General features: G+C 41.6%; 14 protein-coding genes. 5 read left to right on the forward strand and 9 right to left on the reverse strand.

The annotated features are described in order from the left end of the window. Positions 1-14: 14 nt before the first annotated feature. From B5Y40_RS22220 to B5Y40_RS22230, 3 genes are all read left to right on the forward strand, one after another. Positions 15-248 carry a hypothetical protein gene (locus tag B5Y40_RS22220; protein WP_079689032.1) on the forward strand — a complete coding sequence of 78 codons (234 nt, stop codon included), beginning with the start codon at positions 15-17 and terminating at the stop codon, positions 246-248. A 36-nt stretch (positions 249-284) separates the two neighbouring features. After that, positions 285-782, forward strand: a complete 498-nt coding sequence (locus B5Y40_RS22225) for a DinB family protein (RefSeq protein WP_079689033.1) — start codon at positions 285-287, stop codon at positions 780-782. A gap of 84 nt (positions 783-866) precedes the next feature. After that, on the forward strand, positions 867-1,505 hold the full coding sequence (locus B5Y40_RS22230) for a class I SAM-dependent DNA methyltransferase (RefSeq protein ID WP_079689034.1): 639 nt from the start codon (positions 867-869) through the stop codon (positions 1,503-1,505). Between the two features lie 38 nt (positions 1,506-1,543). Here B5Y40_RS22230 and B5Y40_RS22235 read toward each other — a convergent pair whose 3' ends face one another. The 3 genes from B5Y40_RS22235 to B5Y40_RS22245 form a co-directional block, all read right to left on the reverse strand. Further along, entirely contained in the window at positions 1,544-3,961 is a 2,418-nt protein-coding gene (locus B5Y40_RS22235) for an ABC transporter permease (protein WP_079689035.1), read from the reverse strand. Positions 3,962-4,105: 144 nt separating this feature from the next. Beyond that, complete coding sequence (locus tag B5Y40_RS22240) at positions 4,106-4,891, reverse strand: LytR/AlgR family response regulator transcription factor (RefSeq protein WP_079689036.1); 786 nt, start codon at positions 4,889-4,891, stop codon at positions 4,106-4,108. Beyond that, a complete protein-coding gene (locus B5Y40_RS22245) occupies positions 4,888-5,991 on the reverse strand; it encodes a sensor histidine kinase (RefSeq protein WP_079689037.1) in 1,104 nt (367 codons plus the stop codon). Before B5Y40_RS22245 ends, B5Y40_RS22240 begins: the two co-directional genes overlap by 4 nt. A 275-nt stretch (positions 5,992-6,266) precedes the next feature. On the opposite strand from B5Y40_RS22245, the gene B5Y40_RS22250 reads away from it, so the two are divergent. Further along, the gene (locus B5Y40_RS22250; protein WP_079689038.1) at positions 6,267-7,166 is read left to right on the forward strand and encodes a TolB family protein; all 900 of its coding nucleotides are present in this window, start codon (positions 6,267-6,269) and stop codon (positions 7,164-7,166) included. A 101-nt stretch (positions 7,167-7,267) separates the two neighbouring features. On the opposite strand, the gene B5Y40_RS22255 is transcribed toward B5Y40_RS22250, so the two are convergent. Then, positions 7,268-9,064 carry a hypothetical protein gene (locus tag B5Y40_RS22255; RefSeq protein ID WP_079689039.1) on the reverse strand — a complete coding sequence of 599 codons (1,797 nt, stop codon included), beginning with the start codon at positions 9,062-9,064 and terminating at the stop codon, positions 7,268-7,270. A 526-nt stretch (positions 9,065-9,590) separates the two neighbouring features. Between B5Y40_RS22255 and B5Y40_RS22260 the strand changes: the two genes are divergently transcribed. Next, positions 9,591-12,062 carry a Kelch repeat-containing protein gene (locus B5Y40_RS22260; protein ID WP_245840704.1) on the forward strand — a complete coding sequence of 824 codons (2,472 nt, stop codon included), beginning with the start codon at positions 9,591-9,593 and terminating at the stop codon, positions 12,060-12,062. Positions 12,063-12,125: 63 nt separating this feature from the next. Here the strand turns inward: B5Y40_RS22260 and B5Y40_RS22265 are convergent, their stop codons facing one another. From B5Y40_RS22265 to B5Y40_RS22285, 5 genes are all read right to left on the reverse strand, one after another. After that, on the reverse strand, positions 12,126-14,627 hold the full coding sequence (locus B5Y40_RS22265; RefSeq protein ID WP_079689041.1) for a glutaminase domain-containing protein: 2,502 nt from the start codon (positions 14,625-14,627) through the stop codon (positions 12,126-12,128). 23 nt (positions 14,628-14,650) lie between these two features. Next, positions 14,651-16,933, reverse strand: a complete 2,283-nt coding sequence (locus tag B5Y40_RS22270) for a GH92 family glycosyl hydrolase (protein WP_079689303.1) — start codon at positions 16,931-16,933, stop codon at positions 14,651-14,653. A gap of 72 nt (positions 16,934-17,005) precedes the next feature. Then, a complete protein-coding gene (locus B5Y40_RS22275) occupies positions 17,006-19,210 on the reverse strand; it encodes a hypothetical protein (protein ID WP_079689042.1) in 2,205 nt (734 codons plus the stop codon). Positions 19,211-19,377: 167 nt separating this feature from the next. Further along, positions 19,378-20,193, reverse strand: coding sequence for a DUF3823 domain-containing protein (locus B5Y40_RS22280; RefSeq protein WP_079689043.1), 816 nt, complete (start codon positions 20,191-20,193; stop codon positions 19,378-19,380). Positions 20,194-20,232: 39 nt separating this feature from the next. Further along, complete coding sequence (locus tag B5Y40_RS22285; protein ID WP_079689044.1) at positions 20,233-22,290, reverse strand: RagB/SusD family nutrient uptake outer membrane protein; 2,058 nt, start codon at positions 22,288-22,290, stop codon at positions 20,233-20,235. Positions 22,291-22,334 lie beyond the last annotated feature (44 nt).

Raw genomic sequence — 22,334 nt, forward strand, 5'->3', positions numbered from 1 at the left:
TAAATAACTAATCAATGACAAATGCTTTAGGCTTTCTAGCACTTACTCTGAATTTAACATCGATGACGATGAAAGATATTCTATACCTGCGGGTTTTGTCGTTAGTGGCAAACACCATTTATATACTATATGGTTTGCTCATCGGTGCCGCACCCATTGTAACAGGGAGTTTTATCGCGGTAGTGATTCATTCTGTTAGTATCTACAAACTTAAGCACCCGAAGCAAATTACGTTGTCTAAAAAATAAACTGATCGAATTCTCACAACTCCCAAATCATGCTCCATGAATAAAAACGATTTGAAACTCAGAATGGAAACTGTTTTTAACAATTTCGTTCATGCCATTCAGCAACACACGGATATAAATAAGAACAGGGCTGATGGAGGTTGGTCGGTGGGGCAGATTGCCAACCATATTCTAAAAGGGACAGACACGAACTTAGGCTCTACTAAAAAGACAGAACGCCCCTACGATAAAAATGCTGATTCGATCAAGATGCTCTTTTTGGATTTTGGTAAGAAGTTCTTCAATACACCAGATATTGAACCCGATGTAAAACAATATACAAAAGAAGATTTGGTCATCTCTTTATATGAATTACAGAAAGAAATTTTTCAAATGATTGACAACGAAGATTTAACTGAGACTTGTGTTGATTGGGAGTTGCCTGTATGGGGAAATCTCACTAAATACGAATGTGTTATTTTATATGAAAACCATATTATAAGACACACAAAACAGGTAACTGACTTTCATAAAGTAACGGCACAAGAATTTTAACAACGAAACCATTGAGACATCGTAACATGAATTGTTACAGCAGGAAGTTTCATAAAGATCGGTTTTACATAATAAGATTAACAAATGCAGCCGAAAGAGAAAATAATAACAACCTATAATGCTACGGCTGAAAGCTATGCGGCTACCCGCATTGACGAACTCTCTAAGAAGCATTTTGACCGTTTGATTTTGAAAGAATTCGCGCGGCTCAATAAAGACAAAGGTATATGTGCGGACTTTGGCTGCGGCCCTGGACAAACTACAAAGTTTTTATTTGACGCTGGTGTAAAGAATATAGTTGGTATCGATATTTCACCAGGAATGGTGAAGGTTGCCCGAGGAATTTTTCCATATATAGCGTTCGAGGAGGGCGATCTCCTTGTCTTACCTTACAATGAAAGTCATTTTGCATCTGCGGTGGCATTCTATGCTATAGTGCATTTTGATTACAATCAGATTGGCCAAGCGTTTGCTGAGGTAAACCGTGTTTTGAAAAAAGGTGCCCATTTTTTATTCTCATTTCATGTGGGACAAGAGACCGTACATTTTGATAAGGCAAACGATATTGATGTTGATATTGATTTACACTTCTTGCAAACCGAGAGAATACAGGAGTTACTTTACAGTAACAATTTCAAAATAATTGATACTATAGAACGCTTCCCCTATCCAGATGTCGAGTATGCCACCAAGCGAGCTTACGTGTGGGCTGAAAAATTTTAAGCTGTTAATTCCATGAACAAACTTCGTTGGTATTACAACTATTCGCTTTTCAAAATTTCGGCCGGGTTACACTGAGCAGCCCGTATAGTCTGCGATCCAATCATGATGAACGCCATCGCCAAAACAGCCAGCAATCCACCAAACAATTCCACTATACCTATGCGATTGTGGAAAGGGAAATTGGTAAGCACTATATTTTCAAAGAATATATAGGTTATGGGAAGGGCTATCAGTGCAGATATAGCAAGCATAACCACGAATCCGTGACTTAGCAAGAGCACCAAGTTACCAGCGGTTGCACCTAATACCTTGCGTATGCTAATCTCCTTGATTCTGGTTTCAGTTGTGAATACAACCATCCCAAGCAGTCCCAATGAAGCGATCGAGATGGCAATGAATGAGAGGAAGCCGATAACTTTTATCATAGCAGAGAGTTCGTTGTAGGCATCCTCGATTGAGTCTTTATAAAACTGGGCATCGAATGGATGAACAGGATCAACGCTCTTCCATACTTCCTGAATCTTTGCCATTGTCTCAATCGGGTTGTCGGTGTTAACACGTACATTCACTAAGCCATCCCTCCCATCGCTTGTCAGAAATGCATCCGGTGTGAGGTATGTGAACACAACAGGTTCGATGTTTGAGTCGAGCTTGCTATAATGAAAGTCTTTTATGACGCCTACGATCGTAAGCTTTTTATTGTTTAAAAGTACTTCCTCTCCAATGGCCTTTTCCAAATCACCATTGCCAATGTTAAATTGCTTTAGTGTTTTTTCATTAACGATCAATTCGCTGGTAGCATCTTTCGTCACTGGTTTTGTAATAAAATTGTGACCCACGATTAGCTTGTAACCGTGCAGTGGTATATAATTCTCATCGACTATATTTAACAACACCAAGGCCGAATCGCGCAAGCCTTTATATTTCAGGAAGCCGCCCCAGGCATTGCCGACACTGGTTAAGAGCCTGGACTGCGAAACTCCGGACACTTCCGGCATGGCTTTTAGTTTGTTGATTAGAACCTCCGGTTTATTTTTTTGAAGATTGATGTTGAGAATGTTTTCGGTATTAAAGCCGAGATCGAAAGCAAGTATATCTTTATACTGAACATAACCAATGACTGTGCTGGTAATGAAGATCAATGTAAATGTATACTGAACCACCACCAGCGAGCGCCTGAAGCTAATGCCCTTGAATACCTTTATAGAAGACGCATCCTTCAGTGCATGCGTGATGTTGACTTTCGCGAAAAATATAGCAGGTAAGAAGCCAGCCACTATACCCACCACCATGGAAAAAGCAATAAACATCAACAGCATCGGCGATGTTATTTCGAGCTTTACTATTTTCAGAAGCTCAGGAGCGATGTCAATAAACTGCGGACGCAGCACCAGGAACATTGCGAAAGAAAGAACGAGACTTACAAACGATATGATCACAGCCTCAGCAAGGAACTGCATACATACCTGGCTCTTTCTTGCTCCAATCACCTTGCGTAAACCCACTTCCTTGTAACGTCTCATCGATCTGGCAATAGAGAGGTTGGTATAGTTGAAACATGCTGACAGTATCACCACGAATGCTAATCCGCTAATGATCCACAGTACTACGCCAGGCATCGCAGGTCTTATTGAGTTTTCCAACTCCTCACCCACCATGATGTCGTACAAGGGAAGAAGCGTGAGGTATATCTCTGCTTCTTTGTCCAGTTTGTTTTCCTCGGCACAGATCGCATCGATTTGTGCCTGAAGGTTGGAAGCACTTAAATTCTTGGGGAGCAGTATATATACATAGTTTCTCTGCCAGACATTTCCCCACGTAAGAAGGTCTTGATCTTTTACAATGCGCGGTTCGATTGTGCTAAAGGAAACAAGCGATTCAAATTGGATATGCGAAAAGAATGGAACATCCTTAAGGATGCCAGTGACTTTGTAATCGAGGTCGTTGATATGAATGGTCTTACCGAAAGCATCTTCGGCACCGAAAAGTTTTTTCGCCGAGGTTTCCGTAAGTACGATGGAATTAGGTGAATGAAGCGCGGTAGCAGCATCGCCTTTCAACATCGGTAATGTAAAGATCCGAAGCATTGAAGGTTCAGCATATATACCCGTAAGCGGAATAACATTGCCGTTGATGTTTGCATCACCCGAGAATTCAGTTTGTAACTTCGTAGTCTCCTCAACACCGGATACTCTTTCCTGTATCAGTCTGTCAATTTTTATAGAGGTTGAGGCAAACTTACTGCTGTGGCCCTGCTTAAATTTAGCATTCGAGGTAATGCGATATATACGGCTGCCTTTCTCGTTGAACCTATCGTATGACAGCAGGTCGTGCACGAAAGCGATGAGCAACAACCCCACCGACATGCCTATAGCAAGGCCAACGATATTGATTATGGAGAACAGCTTATTGCGCATAATACTGCGCACCGATGTTTTAATATAGCTTGCTATCATGATCCAGTTATTTAATCAGTTCTGCTTCCTGTAGTTGACTTGTTATGTCAATACAAATTAGGATTGAGCATCGTAAGAAGAAAATAAGTTTTACCGGATACCAAAAGCTGAATGCTGAATGACGTTTTTCAACACCTGAAGTTTTCAATCTTTACCCAGCCATTCTTTGAAGTGAGAAACCCTATCGCCACTAACGGTGACGTCTTGCTTTGTTTTTGGAACCAAGTCCAGCTTAAGTTTTCCAGCTGATATAGTGTGTATCATTTGAATCGAATTCAGCGATACAATGAATTGCCTGCTAACGCGAAAAAACTGTTTAGGTTCGATGACCTGCATAAGTTTATCAAGGCTGTAATCAACGGGAAGAATGGTACCATCATTTGTAACCAACAAAACTGTTTTCTCCTCGAGATGAAAATAGGCAATACTTTCAGTTTTGATGGATCTGATCTTCGTTCCAACCGTTACCATAAATCTGTCTTTGAACTGTGAATGATTTTGTTGGCTTAACTGGTTGATCAATGTCTTAATATATACTTGCGTTGATCCTGATTGCAATTCATGGTTGGATCGCAAGTACTTGAATTTAGTAAGCGCTGCAGCAAGTTCAGTGTCGTTAACAGGCTTAAGCAAGTAGTCGATGCTGTTGACCTTAAAAGCCTTGATCATATATTCATCGAAAGCGGTTGTAAAGATTATCGGAGTCGTTAAGTTCAATTGACTGACAATTTGAAAACTGTCACCATCTTCAAGGTGAATATCCATAAAGATAAGATCAACCGGAGTAGTCGGGTTTGTTGTGAACCATGCTATCGCTTCTGCTACGGAAGAGATTTGAGCAAGCACATCGATTGAAGCATCATACTTCTTCACAAGCGAGATCAGTCGTTGAGCTGTCAGCCGCTCATCTTCGATAACTACGACATTCATAACAGCGGAATTTTTACCATAAACAATTCTTCATCTTGTGTAATTTGTACAGGACTTTTGGTAAGAAGTTGATACCGGTTTTTAATATTTTCCAAACCAATTCCTGTTGATGTGGTTCTTTCAATTTCATTTCTGGGTCGTATAGGGTTTGTAACAACCAGGTAATTATCCTTAATCAAAATCGTGACAATCAAAGGTTCTTTTTGTGACATACGATTATGCTTAACACAGTTCTCAATCAGAAGCTGCAAGGTCAATGGAGCAATACGATATTTTTCAGCTTGCTCATCTGTTATATATATCTTCACATCAAACTTGCTCTCAAACCTGATCTTCAGCAGGAATGTATAAGACTCGAGGAAGTCTAATTCTGTCTTTAAGTATACTGTATCGTTGTCCTTCTGCTCAAGAATATAGCGATATGCTTTTGAAAGTTGATCTATAAATTTTTCAGAAAGGTGTGGATCAACATGAACGAGAGAAGATAGTATACTCAGGCTGTTGAAAAGAAAATGGGGGCTAACCTGGTTCTTCAATGCTTCGAATTGGGCCATGGCATTTTCCCGTTTAAGTTGCTCCGTCTGAATTTCCATATAGCGCATTCTATAATGCGATTTGCGATTTAGTATCAGATAAAAAATGGAAATAGAAATGACAATAGTAAGCCCGGTGTTTGTTCGTCTCAAGGCATTCCACCATGCAAACTGAGGTGGCCTGTTACCGGGCCTGCGAATTTCCTCCTGACTCAAGGGCTCGGTCAACATTGACCAGAACTTGACATTGAGCTTAAAGAGAAGTTGTGATAACAATACTGCTACCAGGGCAACAACGATAGACAAAGCAATTGTCTTGATCCGCAACTCAAGCATACCTGGTCCTATGATTTTTTCCGAATAATCAATAATGCGATCGATCGCTATAATAAGCAATGCATAAAATATGAAGTTCACAATCGCAGGGAATACAAGGAACTGTACATTCTTCCAATGTGCCAGGGGAATGTTGGCAGAAATTGTAATGGGATAATATATACATAGCACCGTTAGCGCCAGGTACATAGCCTGTTTAAAACTTATCTTTCCCTGCACCGGATCAGTCATATAAATACTAATATACTATAACCAAAAAAATGAGTACGTTTCAACTCATACCTGGCATTCTGAGTTACGGAAATAGTTTGTTGAATGCCAATTTTTTAGGGTTGAATCGATTTAACAATTCTATTTGTCCAACCTCTTTCGAAATTTCAATCTTAACGTTCAAACCTTGCTTTTATCAAACCATCGTCATACATTCAACTAAATTATTAGTTACTCATAATACTATATGTTTCCATTGATAAAACTTGTGAAGTGAGTAATCACAGACCACTGTTATGAAAAAAATCAAATACATCATTTCCGTTATTGGGTTTCTATTCTACTCAATACAAATTAACGCACAGCCAACCGATATAAGATATCTCAACGAATCTCCGCCTGGTACAACTCCTAAAGTATTTGCGCCCGGTAAGGTCTCAACAGAAAACGAATTTGAATTTGGAGCAGTTTTCTCCAATGACAACAACACATTTTATTACGGTGTTGAAATCAATGGCAAGGCAGAAACACGCATGATGAAATTTGAAAACGGAAGCTGGAATCAACCCGTTAAAATTCTTTTCCATGAGGTATATAACTACAACGATCCTTTCCTGACGCCAGATAATAAAAAGCTGTTTTTCATTTCCGACAGACCCTTGACTGGTATAGGACCAAAAAAAGATTATGATATCTGGTTCATCGAACAGCAGGACGGAAAATGGTCTGAACCGAAAAATGCAGGTAAGAATATCAACTCTAGCAAGAATGAATACTACATTTCATTTACGAAAACGGGCAAGATATATTTCTCATCCAATAGAGAAGACCATGAGAATAAGAACAATTACGACATCTATTCGTCTGAATTAAAAAATGGAGAATTTCAGCCATCCATTAAATCGAGTCCACAGATTAATACAGCTTTCTACGAAGCAGATGTCTTTGTGGCTCCGGATGAATCCTATATAGTATTTGCAGCAAATCGGCCCGGTGGATTAGGCAGCGGTGATCTTTATGTAAGCTTCCGCAAACAGGATGGAACCTGGACATCATCGAAGAGCTTGGGGAATGCAATCAACACAGAGACCGATGATTTCTGTCCGTATGTAACTGCGGACGGAAGCTATCTATTTTATGCAAGCCGAGGAGATATCTATTGGGTGTCCACTGATGTGATTAAAAAATTGAGATGAAATTTTATATAAATTTAACTTGATCCATACAAGATTATCTTTTAATAAAATCAACTATATATCAGCATCTATAATAATACTGATATATAGTTAATGCCTCATCACGCGGGAAGTTTATAGGCTACCAGCGATTCAACTTCTACTTCACAACGATTCAAAGCCTCGTTAAAAATATCTGCACGCTGCTGTAAAAAATCGGAAGATCGCTTTCTATAGTAGGCAATTCCGGCTAGTAAGTTATCTCCAAATGCGCGCAATTCCCGAATCGTTTTTTCATTCGCAGATGTCAGCTGCTGAAGCTGCTCCTGGAGATACGCTATATTAAGCGAGAGTTCTTTGATAAACATGTGCGGCCTTTCACCATCCACAATATTGCAACGACCATAAATATAGTCTACCATCTCCTTCAGGGAAACAATTTTATTGAAGTAAGCTACATTTGGTCCCGGGCACATGGTAATGCCTCGCATTTGTTTGAAAGGCGGTAATTTATAATGAGTAGTCACCGCATTGCTCAATCCAACGCACAAGCACTCTTTAGATACTATATCACGATATTGTTTCTCATATTCATCCGCTGGTAAATTCAGTGCTTGCAACTGTGCAATTTTCATTTTCTGATATAGATGTGACGCTGTACAAATTGGCTTATCAGTAAACTCTGTGTTGGACACCAGGTGCTTTTCCGTACACGGGCTCCCTGGTTTGCCAGCACGGATGCGAGCCAACCTTTCCGTTTCTGAGCTTGTCCCTTTTAAATAATTAAAGCGTATACCCAATGGAGAATTCTTGCTGAGTAATATATCATTCTCCCTCGCAGCACATAGTTGATGCAATGTAGAATCATCCACTGTAGTGGCTTCCGGGCAAAGTAAAAATGGTGTCCCCCATCCAGTACTGGCTACATCATAATAGGACAATAGAAGATTCGCTTCTTCGGAAGTTCCTATACCTCCCTGTACTGTGATTTTCAAAGGATGTGGCTCCGGAAAAGTGGCAAGTCCTTTCTGTTGCATCACCGAATTGTAAAGTGTGTGCAATGAATCTTTCAATTCATCGCGTCTGATCCTGAATTCCTCCAATATAGGACCGAGCAAACTTCCGTCCGTGGCAAATGCATGGCCACCACAATTCAACCCCGATTCAATTCTGAATTCACTTACCCATATACCTTTCTTGGCTAAGTATTTTCCTTGAATGAGAGCGGAACGAAAGTCGCTTACTTTTACGACAACACTCTTGTCAAATATACCCCAGCCCTTTGGACGAAAAGCCTGCAACGTCTCCAGGTAATTAAACAATCGAGGATTAAGGCCTGCCGAGAATATCACAGCAGAATTCGTGAGATCACTGTTAGCATATCCCCGAAGTGCCGCAAGGGCGTCCGAGGAATCTGTGAGTATAGTACCATCCGCATCATAATTATTTTTATCCACTTTCGTCATGATGTTAACATCGATACGCCCTGCACGTACCTGCTTTCGGAGGTAGTCGGCGAGCAACGACTTCCTGCTACTGTCATCACTGTGCATCATCTCAATATATAGCAGTCTAAGGCTATGCTCATCCGGTAACATTTCGAAATATTTGGATATTTCAGAGCCTGTTTCAAACGCTGCGGAAGCTAGTTTTTCCACTTGCTCTTTTACTATATCATCAATGAGATTTAAGTAATCCGTTATACGTCTGGCACGATAGTCATGTTCCTTCGGGGTGATCGGTATATAAGGTTTGTTCACTTCCTTATAATAATGCATACGCATTAGCTCAATGAGTTTGTCTTCGATGATAGAGATTACTGAATTTATACCATAGCGAGCTACCTTGACGGGAGAGTCAATAGTATACGCTAATCCCAGCACGGGGATATGAAAGGTGTGCAGCGGTGTATTGTTCATAAACTATATTTGTATTGGCCGCAAAAGACCAGTATATACTCCTGGCATCCTATGACAAAAATCATAGAACAACAAAACTGAATATATTTTCCGTTGCAGATTTTCCATTACAGATTTTACTACCAGAACAAAATTGCAAACTCAACGGTATGGATATGCTAAGAATGGTCACCGTGCACGTGTGGATATCCACGGGAAGCGATTAATCAACTGTGCGTAATGCCGGTTCGTTTTTACCAATGCCGGTATTATGATTGAATTCTAGGGGCCGCATCTTCTACAATTCAATTGCACGCTGAAAAGATCACATCCATCAAAAAAGCGACCGCTTAGATTCAAAATTAATTGGTGGATCAAATAGAATCCTCAAAGTCCTCATCGTTTTTTTTTATTTTGTCTCCCCAAAATGGGGATAAACCTTATAATAAGTAGAATGCTAGGAGACGTGTGGAATTTGTTTCGGACCTTTGTATCAATGCTTTCATCCATAAAATTATATTGCTATGTACTCCTGCTTTTCGGTTTTATGCCTTTGCACGCATCACCACCGGGAGGATTAAAGTTTCACGGCAGTGAGCAACCCATAAATCAACGGACCTCATATAATGTCTTTGGAAATAACACGGCTGAATTCTCCGGTTACTTTGATATAGAGTTCAACCTTTCCCTATATCCCAGAACAGAATTCGGATATATTCTGCGGATCAAAAACAAAGAAAGCAACAGGATCTATAATCTATTTTATGATGGTCAGGGCGGAAATCTCGTCTTCAAATTCAATGAAGAGGGCAAGAGTAATCTGATCGTTGCAAGCATGGACCGGGAAGAACTGCTCAACATGCATTGGTTTAAAATGAAGATTTCATTCGAGCTGAAAAGTGACTCCATAAAACTCACCATACATAATCAAACCTTTGGAGCTGAAAATAAAAATCTTCCTGACACGTATCATCCAATTATTCTTTTCGGTAAAAGTGATCATATTATTGATGTGCCTTCCTTTGCTATAAAAGATCTGTCTATAGGCAGTCAGGAAAAGTACATGTTTGCATTGAATGAAAGTAAAGGCAATATCGTTTACGACATCGGCGGTGAAGCCATTGGTGAGGTTTCAAATCCGGAATGGTTAGTAAACGATGCATACCACTGGAGGTATAAAACTTCTTTCAAATCTAAATCGGTAGCGGGCGCTAACTATAATTCAGAGAAGAAAGAGATTTATTATTTCAACAGAGATTCATTGTACATATATAATGTACGATCGGGTAATACGAACATTAAAGTCTTTCAGGAAAAATGTCCCGTTAAACCTATACTAGGCACCAACTTCATTGACGAGCAACACAACAAACTATATTCATATGAAGCTTATTATGCTCCCCCACAGGATGATTATGACGGGCCTACTGTAGCGAGTCTCGACCTGGATACCTATCAATGGACTCCCGAAAGTTCTGAACAGCTGACGAGTCCTCTGCATCACCATGGTTCGTACTTCAATCCCTCTACTCAGGATTATACTATATTTGGTGGCTTTGGAAAAATGCATTACAGTAAGGACTTTATCTCCTACGATTTGAATAAAAAGGATTGGAGTACTGTGGAAGGTTTTACAGGAGACTTTCTATCACCGCGCTACTTCTCCTCTGTAGGATATTATAAAAACACCAATTCCATATACATATTTGGCGGGATGGGGAACGAGTCAGGAGAGCAAACTGTCGGGAGAAAATACTATTATGATCTCTATAAAATAGATTTGAACACCAGGCATATTTCGAAGCTTTGGGAAATTCCATGGGAGCGCGACAACGTAGTTCCTGTTAGAGGAATGGTTATACTTGACGATTCCTGTTTTTATACCTTATGCTATCCGGAACACTTTACCGAATCACTTTTAAAACTATACCGGTTTTCGTTGAAAGACGGCAGCTATCAAATACTAGGCGATTCAATTCCTATATTTTCCGATAAGATTACAACCAACGCCAACCTATACTATGACAGCATGCTGAACAATATGTATGCGGTTGTTCAGGAATTTGATGATGACATCTCTTCAGACCTGAAAGTATACTCTTTGTCCTTCCCTCCTCTTACAGCGGAAGAATTGGCAAATTATTCACGGGAGAAAAACCCCTATAGATGGGCCGTAATTATTCTTTCGTGCCTGTTGGCAACTGGGATTAGTTATGTTGTGTATAAAAGGGTAAGGCCTAAAAAACAGAGCAACGTTGAAGAAGACATTCAAAGTGAATCTATACCCGCCACGAAAACGGAGACAACAACGCTATCAAATGCTATATATCTATTTGGAGAGTTCACCGTTCGCGACCGAAACAATCGGGATATTACTTATCTGTTCAGCGCGCAGCTGAAGCAAATATTTTGTCTTATACTCGAATATAGCACTACGGAGGGCGGTATAGCATCGCAGCGACTCAGCAATATATTATGGCCAGACAAGCCTGCAGACAAAGTAAAGAATTCAAGAGGCGTTACGATAAATCATTTGCGCAAAGTACTCAGCGAACTTGATGGAATAGAATTAATTTATGACAAAGGCTATTTCAAAATAGAGCAAACCGCAGAATTCTATTGCGACTATTCCCGATGTATGGAAATCATTTCTACAAGTGAGATTGAGACATATAGAGATGAACTGATTGAAATAGTATCACGTGGTAAATTCCTCCAGCTCTCTGATCATCCCCTATATGATTCGTTTAAAGAAGAGATGGAAAAGAAACTCGAACCTGTGCTCCTGTTGGAAATGGAAAAAAGTTTTGAGGCTGAACTTTATCAGGCAACTATTGCTTTAGCAGATGCCCTTACAAATATAGATCCGTTGAACGATGCAGCGTTGACTTTTCAGATTAAGGCGATGCAACGATTAAAGATGAACGATGAAGCCAGGCTCCGTTATCAGACTTTTATAGTAGAGTATAAAAAAGTAATGGGGACTGATTATCCCCATCCTTACAAAAGTATAAATTAAAGTTATCCGTTAAGAAGTCAAATGCGTTTATGCTTTTCACCTTAACGGATAACGATTCACTGATCATTGCTTCTCCAGCATCTTAATGAAATAACCTCCCACTACCGAACGCGCTTGAAAGCCAACCTGCGTAGCATCCGGTGTTTCATACCAATCGCTCATCGGAACACGATCAGGTGTTTCCGTAACAAAGCCATATACCGGATCGATAAACTTCTGAAACGTTGCAGTATCATTTGCCAATGTAGCAGTCCAAATTATCCAATCGGATTTGGTATAGGTTCTTCGGTTATCCAAAGGCAAACCATATTTGTTTTGCTTCGTAAGATAGTAAGCAACTTCTTTCTCTAAGACTTCTTTCGGGAAGACTCCAAGGTTTAATAACTTGTCCCAAACAAGATTATACTTCTGACTCCACGTACCAGGCTGATCAAATGTTAATCGGAAGTGATCACCATCGCCAGCCATCTTTACCCACTCCTGTGCCATCTTCTTGGCTTCAGAAGTATATTTCGCTGCTATATCTTTTTTACCAAGCATTTCCGCCAGTTTACCATACCCTGCTATACCCATGATAGCTTTTGCAGAAAGGTTTACGTTGTGTGCAAAATGTCCAGCAAAATCATCCGTGCAAAGTTGATTTTCCGGATCAAGACCGTGTTCCAAAAGATAGTTAGCCCAGGTCGTCAGCGCTTCCCAATGCTTCTCTGCATAGTCAGCTTTACCTTCTACATTGGCAATCGCCGTAGTAAGAATCAACATGTTTCCGCATTCTTCAACCGGCATATCACCACCATACGTTTGTCCATTGGCTTGTGGATATGTACCTACATCATGCGCAGCAAAGGGCTTGGTCCATTTACCACTTTCAGTATAGTAAAAGATCGGGTTCAGCATTCCCTTCAGTAACTCGGGATTATACTTCAGGAATAGCGGTGCAGAAGGATACGTGACATCCACTGTTCCAATAGAACCATTACTAAAATTCTCCTTCGACAGAAAGAGTGTATTGCCCTGATCATCTTTAACCAGCTTGTGCGCGGCTATAGCCTGGCGGTATGCCAGCAAACAAAGACGTGCATAGTTTTCACCACCCGCCTTCAGTGCATCACTATATATCTTGCTGTCAAGTTCATCACAACGGGCTATTATCTTCTCATAGTCGGTAGCAGCAGTAGCCAGGGCGTTGTCAAAACTAACTTGCCCGCCTTTCGTCCACCATCCCTTCAGATTCTTTCCAAAGTACTGTATCGATTCAACATCATCATAGGCCAGCATCACATACCCCGCAGCCGGTGTTGAAGACACTTTTTTCAGGTTGTCAGTATAGGCAAGTACTGGCATTGTACTGGACAGAACAGCGGTGATCTTATCTTTTTCGGAATTTATTTTTCCGCTCTCTGTAAAAGATTTTTTAACAGTTGAGAAATCACCAATAGCCAATGCGTTGTTTTCAGATTCCTGTGAAGCGAGATAAAAGTAGCCCCAGTCTATCCGAACGTTGTCACCCTTCTTTTCTAAAACAGGCTGTTCTGTAGTTCCGGTCTTTGCGAAGTGAATGCCTCCTGTTTTTCCGATAGCAACTTCAACTTCCTGGTTCAATTCATTCACGGCCCATTCGGGTGTAGCCTCTAAATAAACCTGCACATCATGCGATTGACCATCGTTGGAGACTGCGCTATAGCTGATATAGTTTACAGGTCGCGAAAGCAAATCCAGGTCGTCCATCAACAAGGGCGATGCAAATTCGAGGTGTAGATCTATAGGACCGCAAGTGAAATTATACTTAGTTTGAGTCGCAGTAATCTTTACACTTTTCTGCACTGCAGTCTGCACAAAGATTGGTTTTTGACTACTCTCTGCGAAGAGACCGAAATCTACATAGGCCAAACCACCACGATCAAGACAATGTGCTGCTATAACATTTTTGCCATTGGTATTTAACAGGCTCTTATCAAGTTTAACGGTAACATTACTCTTGGCACGGTTACCCGTGTTTACGATCTGTGTTCCATTCAGGTATAATTCAAAATCATCATCGTGCGAATAGATCAGATATAGCTCACCTTCACTTGCAGGCAAGGTGAATTCTCTGCGCACCCAGATTTCTTTTGTTTGCCACGGTGTATTGGTTTCAAAAGTATTCGGTGTACCAAACCCTGCCTTACCAGTTTTCCACGATGCATCATTGAAGTCCGATTTCTCCCATCCTGTTGCGGGTTGACTCGTTATATATTTCCCTTCCCATGCGTCATATTTAGCATTGGGTAAAACAGGCTGCAATGGAATCTCTTCTTTTCCGAGGAACCGATAAACCTGCCCGTCCACACGAACAGCTCCGATCATCGAATGATTCCTGCCTGTCCAGTGCTTTACCGGAGTATCAAACAGTTGATCAGAAGTTGACCACGCGCTGGTATACGGATCAATTGTTATTAAGGGATATGCAGGAGAACGGAATTCTGCACCAGCTTCATCTTCCTTTTTTGTTTCGGGCTGCGAGCAGGAAGCGAGGACCCCGGCTATAACAATGGGCAGTACTCTATTTAAATATATCTTGAACATAAAGTGTATATATGTTTAACTGTTTACTTTTCATTGGAGAAAGAATACGGGAAGTCGGCTTTATCGATTCCTCGCTTTTTATCAGGTGAAGCGCTCATCGTAAAGTTAATCACTGCGCCTTTCATCAGGTCTTCGTGTGTCAAGTAATTTTTGGTGTATACTTTACCATTTAACTTCATCTCCGATATATAGCGATTTTCTTTTGAATTATTGGCAGCTGCTATCGCGATCTCCTTCCCATTGTCAAGTTTGATTCTAACAGACTTGAACAAAGGCGACCCCATGATATATTCATTACTGCCCGGACATACCGGATAGAAACCTAGTGCAGAAAAAACATACCAAGCAGAAGTTTGTCCGTTGTCTTCATCACCGCAATATCCATCGGGTGTGGAAGCATAGAGTTTGTCCATGATCTCGCGCGCCCAGTACTGAGCCTTCCAGGGTTCGCCTGCATAGTTATACATATATACCATGTGTTGAATCGGCTGATTGCCATGTGCGTATTGGCCCATGTCCATCACTTGCATCTCACGCATTTCGTGAATCATCGAACGGCTTTCCATCCCTCTTGACCCTGGAATAATAAAAACAGAATCGAGCATCGTTACGAATTGTTTTTGTCCACCCATCAGATCAATCAAGCCCTGGGGATCATGAAAAACAGACCATGAATAATGCCAGCTGTTTCCTTCTGTAAAATCGCGTCCCCAGTCGGTAGGTTTAAAAGCATCCGAGAAGGAACCATTGCTTGCACGACCTGCCATGAGTTTGCGTTTGGCATCATAGAGGTTCTTATAGTTTAAGGCTCTCTTCCGATATACATCTATTTCCTTCTGTGGTTTGTGAAGCGCTTCCCCCAGGCGATATATAGTCCAGTCATCATACGAATATTCCAGCGTACGTGCTACATTCTGATCAACGTCTACATCGTTCGGTATATATCCGTATTTATTATAGAGTTCATACCCTTTTCTTCCTGAAGCCGAAACTTTAGGGTGTACATTATTGGCGCCATGCTTCAATGCCTCCCACAACGTTTCAATATCATATCCACGCGCACCTTTCAGATAAGCATCGGCAACAACAGACGCTGAGTTATTACCAACCATGATGTCGCGATGTCCCGGACTGGCCCACTCGGGAAGAAATCCACTTTCTTTATATGCATTCGCAAGACCTTCCTGCATCTTTGCGTTCTCAGAAGGAAATAAAAAATTCAGGAATGGGAACAGGCTACGAAATGTATCCCAGAAACCTGTGTCAGTAAACATATATCCCGGCAGTACTTTTCCATTATAGGGGCTGTAGTGCATTACTTTACCAGCAGCATCGATCTCAGAAAAATTCCTCGGGAATAAAACTGATCTATAAAATGAAGAATAGAATGTTCGGATGTTGTCAATGTTATCGTCTTCAACTTTGATTTTTCCTAACACATCGTTCCAACGTTGTTTTCCTTTGCTTACAACTTTATCAAAATCGGCATCGCCTAATTCTTTCAAGTTGATCAATGCCTGCTCTTCACTTATAAAAGAAGATGCTACACGTGCATGTACCTGCTCACTGTCGGTCGTTTCAAAACCAATAATGGCTCCGGCATGATTTCCATTAAATTCCTTTTCACCTTCTGCAATTTTGCCATCCTTGACAGCAGCAAAATAAGAGAATGGTTTATCGAAGATGATCACAAAATAATTTTTGAAATTATCAGGAACTCCTCCGCTATTGCGCGTGGTATACCCTATAATTTTTTTCTCTTCCGGTATAACTTTCACATAGGATCCTTTATCAAAAGCATCGGTAACAATAAACGAGTTTTTACTCGCAGGAAATGTAAAGCGGAACATGGCTGCTCTTTCTGTTGGAGCAATCTCCGTGGTTACATCGTGATCAGCTAAATGTACCCGGTAATAATAGGGCTTCGCGATTTCTGCTTTATGCGAAAACCAGCTTGCCCTTTCATCTTCATTGAACACAGCTTTCCCGGTAAGCGGCATTAAAGAGAATTGTCCATAGTCATTCATCCACGGACTAGGCTGATGAGTTTGTTTAAATCCTCTGATCTTATCGGCCGTGTAGGTATACATCCAGCCATCGCCCATCTTACCGGTTTGTGGTGACCAAAAATTCATTGCCCACGGAAGAGCAACAGCAGGATATGTATTTCCGGTTGACAGCTCAAATTTTGAATTCGTTCCTACCAGGGTGCTTACATAACTCACGGGATCTGAAACCTGCGCATTTACGTTCAGAATGAGACACCACAAAAACAATGTTTGTCCTAATAATCTAATCTTCTTCATCATTTACTTTATTCTATTTCAACATTAAAATTTAATTCACATCTATATCTTCACTATACCTATATACTTAAATCACCAACTAATTTTTACATGTACACCATCCGGGTTGTTTTCAAACTTGAGAAAACAAGTTTTGCTCGAAGCGTCCCACGAAGACTCTGATACCAACGATTTGCCTGTAGCATCCGTCACTTCAATTTTGTTCGCCTTCGCAGGCAAGAGTATTCTCATTACGTTCGTAGTGTTCAATGGACTTTTCGCTATAAAAGAGTATCCGTTCTTCATTACCTTCTCTTCATAAACTCTTGCAGCAGCGGCCAGCACTTGTGGTGTCGCTGGATTTTTAACACTGCTGATATTGTATAAAAATGCCTGCTCACCCGGCTTCACTTGCTTTTCATTTAATACTGGAATTTCGGGATCAAACAAATCAATAAGCTTCCCTCTCACAGTATAGGGAGATTGATCTGGATTTTCATCCACCACAGAAACGAGTTCGTAGGGTCCTCTTGTAAGCACGAAATGATTTTTAAACTCAAGCTTACCTCCTACTGCTTTTGCTTCGTATAACTTCTTTATTGTGTTTACAAATTCTTCATCGCTATTCCCTTTTAACACAAACTCCTTCGGGTCGTTGCGCATGATATATACTTTCCCTTTGCCATAGCTATACTCGCCTGCTCCAAAGGGAGCTTTCAAACCAAGCTTCATAAACAAATGTTCTGACGGAGCTTTGAAAGTATTTCCATTGGTATTCCACCACTCCTGCACGCCTTGAAAAGCATCTTCATCTCTGCCACAGTATAGAAGAACGCCACCGTTCTTTACCCAGTCAGCAAGGTGATCATGCGCTGCTTTATCCATTGGTTTCATATTGGAATAAGACATGATCAGAATTTTTATATCCTTCCAGGTTTTGGCGAACGATGCATTTTCTATATGCACTGTCTTCACAGGAATGCCACGCTTTAACAAGGGCAGTGCTTGTCCATAGAAATTGGACAGCTGTGGGTCTTCATAGCCACTGTGTGTGGGGAAGCGCTGAAACATCAATGAATTGGACATGAGCACACCGATGCCTTGCGAACCACTTACTTTATTTTCAGATAGCGGCATGTTGTTCAATGTATTGATCATGACTTGCATCTGCGTAGAATAAAAACGCGGGATCTGTTCTTTCTTATCGCTGTTGGCGCTCGTGCGATAGTAACCCTCATATATACGGTCCGGCCAGGGCATCACTTCGTAATCAGCAATCATCGGATAAAGCAATTGTGCAGTAAACGTTGCCTGGTAATTTTTCTTATAGTCTGCCCAATCGCGTGGCCAGTCTTCTATAGGATCGGTAAGAAAAAACATCTTTCGTCCCGTTGGTGCCGTCATAGACTCCATCGATCCGTATTCGAGAAAAGCTGTTTCAAATACGCGTTCTTTCATTTGCCCATTAAAGTAATTCGGCTCGCGTGACGTGCCGGTCCAAACCTGTGCTATATATCCATCCACACATGGTAAAGACGCAAGGCTCGCTTCTGGACTGACGATCATCCATTGCGAATAATTTACCAGCGAATGTGTTGGCACATAGCAACGGACATTCATTCCTTTACTCTTACCATAGGCTTTTGCATAAGTGAAACACTCATTCAACGCCCGATAGTATAGATGGTATTTTAACTTATTGGACAAATATGTATTCTCGGCCGACTCGTGCTGAGGTCTCCAGTCGAATCCGTAGTAATCTTTCCACTCTCTTTTAAAAGCAGTGCTATAACCGGAGCGTGCCCAGAACTCAGGCTCTTCCAGAAATATAGCATCAATGCCTGCATCGATTACACGCTTGATCACTTTCTCTTTCATATAGTTTATGAAATTCATAGAAGGCACGATATAGGGAACCATGAGTCCGTGCCACAACGTATCGCCCTTCTGTGTTACCTGCCCTTCATCGAGATGCTTCTTTCCATCCCATTCCCCGGTGAAATAATCCTGGTATTCTCCCCAGGCGATGCCGGTCATAAAATGTGTAGTATATCCTTTGTCGCGCCAGCTTTGAACACGGTGTTCAAAAGACATATTTCCTTTACCGTGATGATCTTTCACGCTATACACGATAGCAACATCTGCTCTTACATCCGTTACAGGTTTCCACGGATTGGAAGTCTGAAAAGTAGTTTTCTCATGGGACCGGGTTTGTGATTTCTTATCCTTTTGCTGAGACTGCGAATGTACCTGAAAGCAAAGCGTCAACAGGAGATAAAATATGATCGTTTTTTGCATGAATACTCGTTGTTATAATAAAACAAAAAATCCTTTCCGCCAGGAAGATGCTTATTATCAACGGCATGACTATACGCATGCTATGATAAGGATAAACATCTTCCATTTCGGAAAGGTTGGATTAAAGCCACCTCATTACAAGGTGACTCCAAACCTAACTCTATATCTTAAGGAATCAACAGTTGTACGGGGTCGTTATAATTCCATCTTCTCGTTCCGCTGCCTTTTGGTGTATCGTAGTTGATCCGTGCAGCAGCCCGAATAAAGACCACTCTGCCGGCAGGAATAGTACCGGTAGATTCAATCGTGATGGTTTCTCCCAACAATGAATTGAATGCCGATCCGGTATATTCGATCTTATTCGACCAACGCTCATCGCGTGCGCGATACCCTACAGACGAAGAGTAACTAACAAACAACTGAATATCAGTAACGTTCTGGAAACTGTTGCTATAGCCGCCCATGGGTTCGATCTTACTCCGAAATACTTCTTCTGATACGGCACGTGTAACACGCACTTTCGCTTTTACTTTACCATTGATGACTTCAGGTTCCCCCACCCATTCTACTTTGAGAAACGGCTGTACTTCGAACTTCACTTTCGTGACGCCGTTGATCGCTACTACCTGAGATTCATCTGCAAGCGGAACACCACGCTCGTCTTCGCGCATGAGCGGAATGAAGGGTCCGTCAATACGAATGTGATACGTTCCCGGAAATAGTTTTGTATTCTGAAATTTCCCATCCGGCATACAAAAGAAGTCGGCATTCGGAGTTGCATTCTCGCCCCAGCTGTCTTCGGTTAAACGCACACGTATACCTTCGCTGCCCTGGTCTGTTAGTACCGGTTCGCCTGTTTCTATATCTACCACTTCACCTTGCAACGTTTCTGCTGGAGCCTCCGCGTTGTCCATCTCAAATAGACTGCATGAAGTGAAAGAAAACAGCGCTATCACGGGTATATAAAATGATATCTTTTTCATCTTCTATAATTTCTTAATGGTCCAATAAATCGTTATTCATTACCGGTTCGGTTGTTGATCAATCACCGGACTCTTTGATACTTCACCACCGGGTATAGCAAAGTAGTAATCCACTATATTATACTCGAACGTCTTCAGGCTCACCCATTGGAACCGTGCATCGAAGAAGTACTTGCCACTTTGCGTGGAGAAGAATGGATATAGTCCGCGAAAGCGATAGCGTGCGTTGTTACTGAAAGCATCTTTCTCTCTATACTCACCCCAGAAGCCATCGCGTTCTTCATAGTGTTGTACTCTCCATCTGCGCAGATCCCACTTTGTTTTATGTTCGAGTGCAAGTTCCTTGCGGCGCTCTTTCCGAACCATGTTACGTCCTGCTACATCTGCTGATATACCTCCGACTAATGCTGTTGCTCCTGCCCTTTCACGAATTTCGTTTACTGCTGCTGTCGCTACTTGTAGCAGATCCGATCCATCGGGAGAAGCTTCGCCCGCCAATCGTAATTCTACTGCTGCTTCTGCTGCGTTCAATAACACTTCGGCATAGCGCATCAAAATAAAAGGCTGCGCAGATTTACCTTCACCTGCTTCAAAAGAAGGATCGGGGTTTAACCATTTGCGTCCATATAGTCCGGTGAGACAGCTTTCTCCATTATCGTAGAATGGACCGTTAGCACCGGCAGCCGTCATGTTTGTGCCTTCATATGAAACGATCTCCTGACCATTTCCTTCTCTCGGACTAAGATATAGTGTCTTTGATCCTTGCGTATGCGCTGACAAATTCTGATACCGTGTTTCAGCAGATGCATACGTATAGTTGTTGAAGAACGGACTTACGGGTACAGGCCCGGTATATACTCCTGCGCGGATTTCGATTTCTTTTCCTTTGAATACATCCCCAGGGAAAATTACATACGCGCGGAGACGCGGCTCTGCATTTTCGAAGAAGTCCATAGGTGAATCGTACATCAGGTAAGTTCCGTCTGTATTCGTAGAACCCGTGGTAACTTTGATAGTACCATCGGAATAGCGATCGAATCCATCAAACAACTCGAGGAAATCAAGCGTTGGGCAGGTGCCGGATGCGAGTGGTGCTTTAAAAATAAACGGTGCACTATACGCATCATAACCGTGTGTGAATGTTGGGTACCCGTATTCTTTTACATATATATTCTCCGGGCTCGTCAGGTCACTAAACATGTCCACCATATTCTGATATTGTGCATTCGCATCGCCTGATGCCCATCTCTTTTTATAGAGCGAGTACCGGCCACTGCTGATCACTTCGCGGGCCGCTATATATGCTTCCTTGAAATATTTTCTCGAAGCGCTTTGTGCCGACTCTGCAGAAAATCCCATAACACGCACACCGGTTTTCTGTCCTAGTCCGGTGAGTCTCCCGGTAACCGTCTCATTATACTTTGCTACACTGCCTGCATATAGCATCGCTTCGGATTTAAATGACAACGCTACATATTTATTCGAGTATCCTCTCTCAGGACTGTTCGGTTGAAGTAACGCAATTGCCTGATCGTAATCTGCAAGCACCTGGTCCCATGTAGCTTCTTCAGTTGCGCGTGGTACTTCGAGCTCATCCTCATCAGCAGGATAACGTATAACTTTTGTTACCAATGGCACACCACCAAAGCGTTTTGCCATGGCATAGAATACGGTAGCCCGCACAAAATAGGCTTCACCTAAATAATGGTTGTACGTAACCTCTGGAAAATTACTTTGGTAATCAGGCAAGGTTTCGATCAGGTAGTTTGCATCGCGCAGCAACACAAACGCTTCTGTCCAATAAGGTGTTCTCTCACCTGTGAAGGCTGAGCATATTCCATCGCGGTTCAGTGCTTCCCCGGTACCTTCTATACCCATGGCGCCCAGCCATCCATTGTATTCGAAGCCCCATTGTGCCATATATTTGAAATCCTCAAATGGCATTCTGCTATACATCCGGGCCATGTAAACTTTCATACCGGATTCATTTGTAAAAAGCGTTTCATCGCCCACGACATTTGGAGGCGGTATATCCAGATCTGCGCAACCTGAGAAGGTTAATAGGCCGATCAGGAGTGTTATATATATACTTTTCATATTTATATACTTCAATTTTATAACTCGTAGTTTCTCAGTATAGA

Source organism: Ohtaekwangia koreensis (assembly GCF_900167975.1).
GTDB classification, from domain to species: domain Bacteria; phylum Bacteroidota; class Bacteroidia; order Cytophagales; family Cyclobacteriaceae; genus Ohtaekwangia; species Ohtaekwangia koreensis.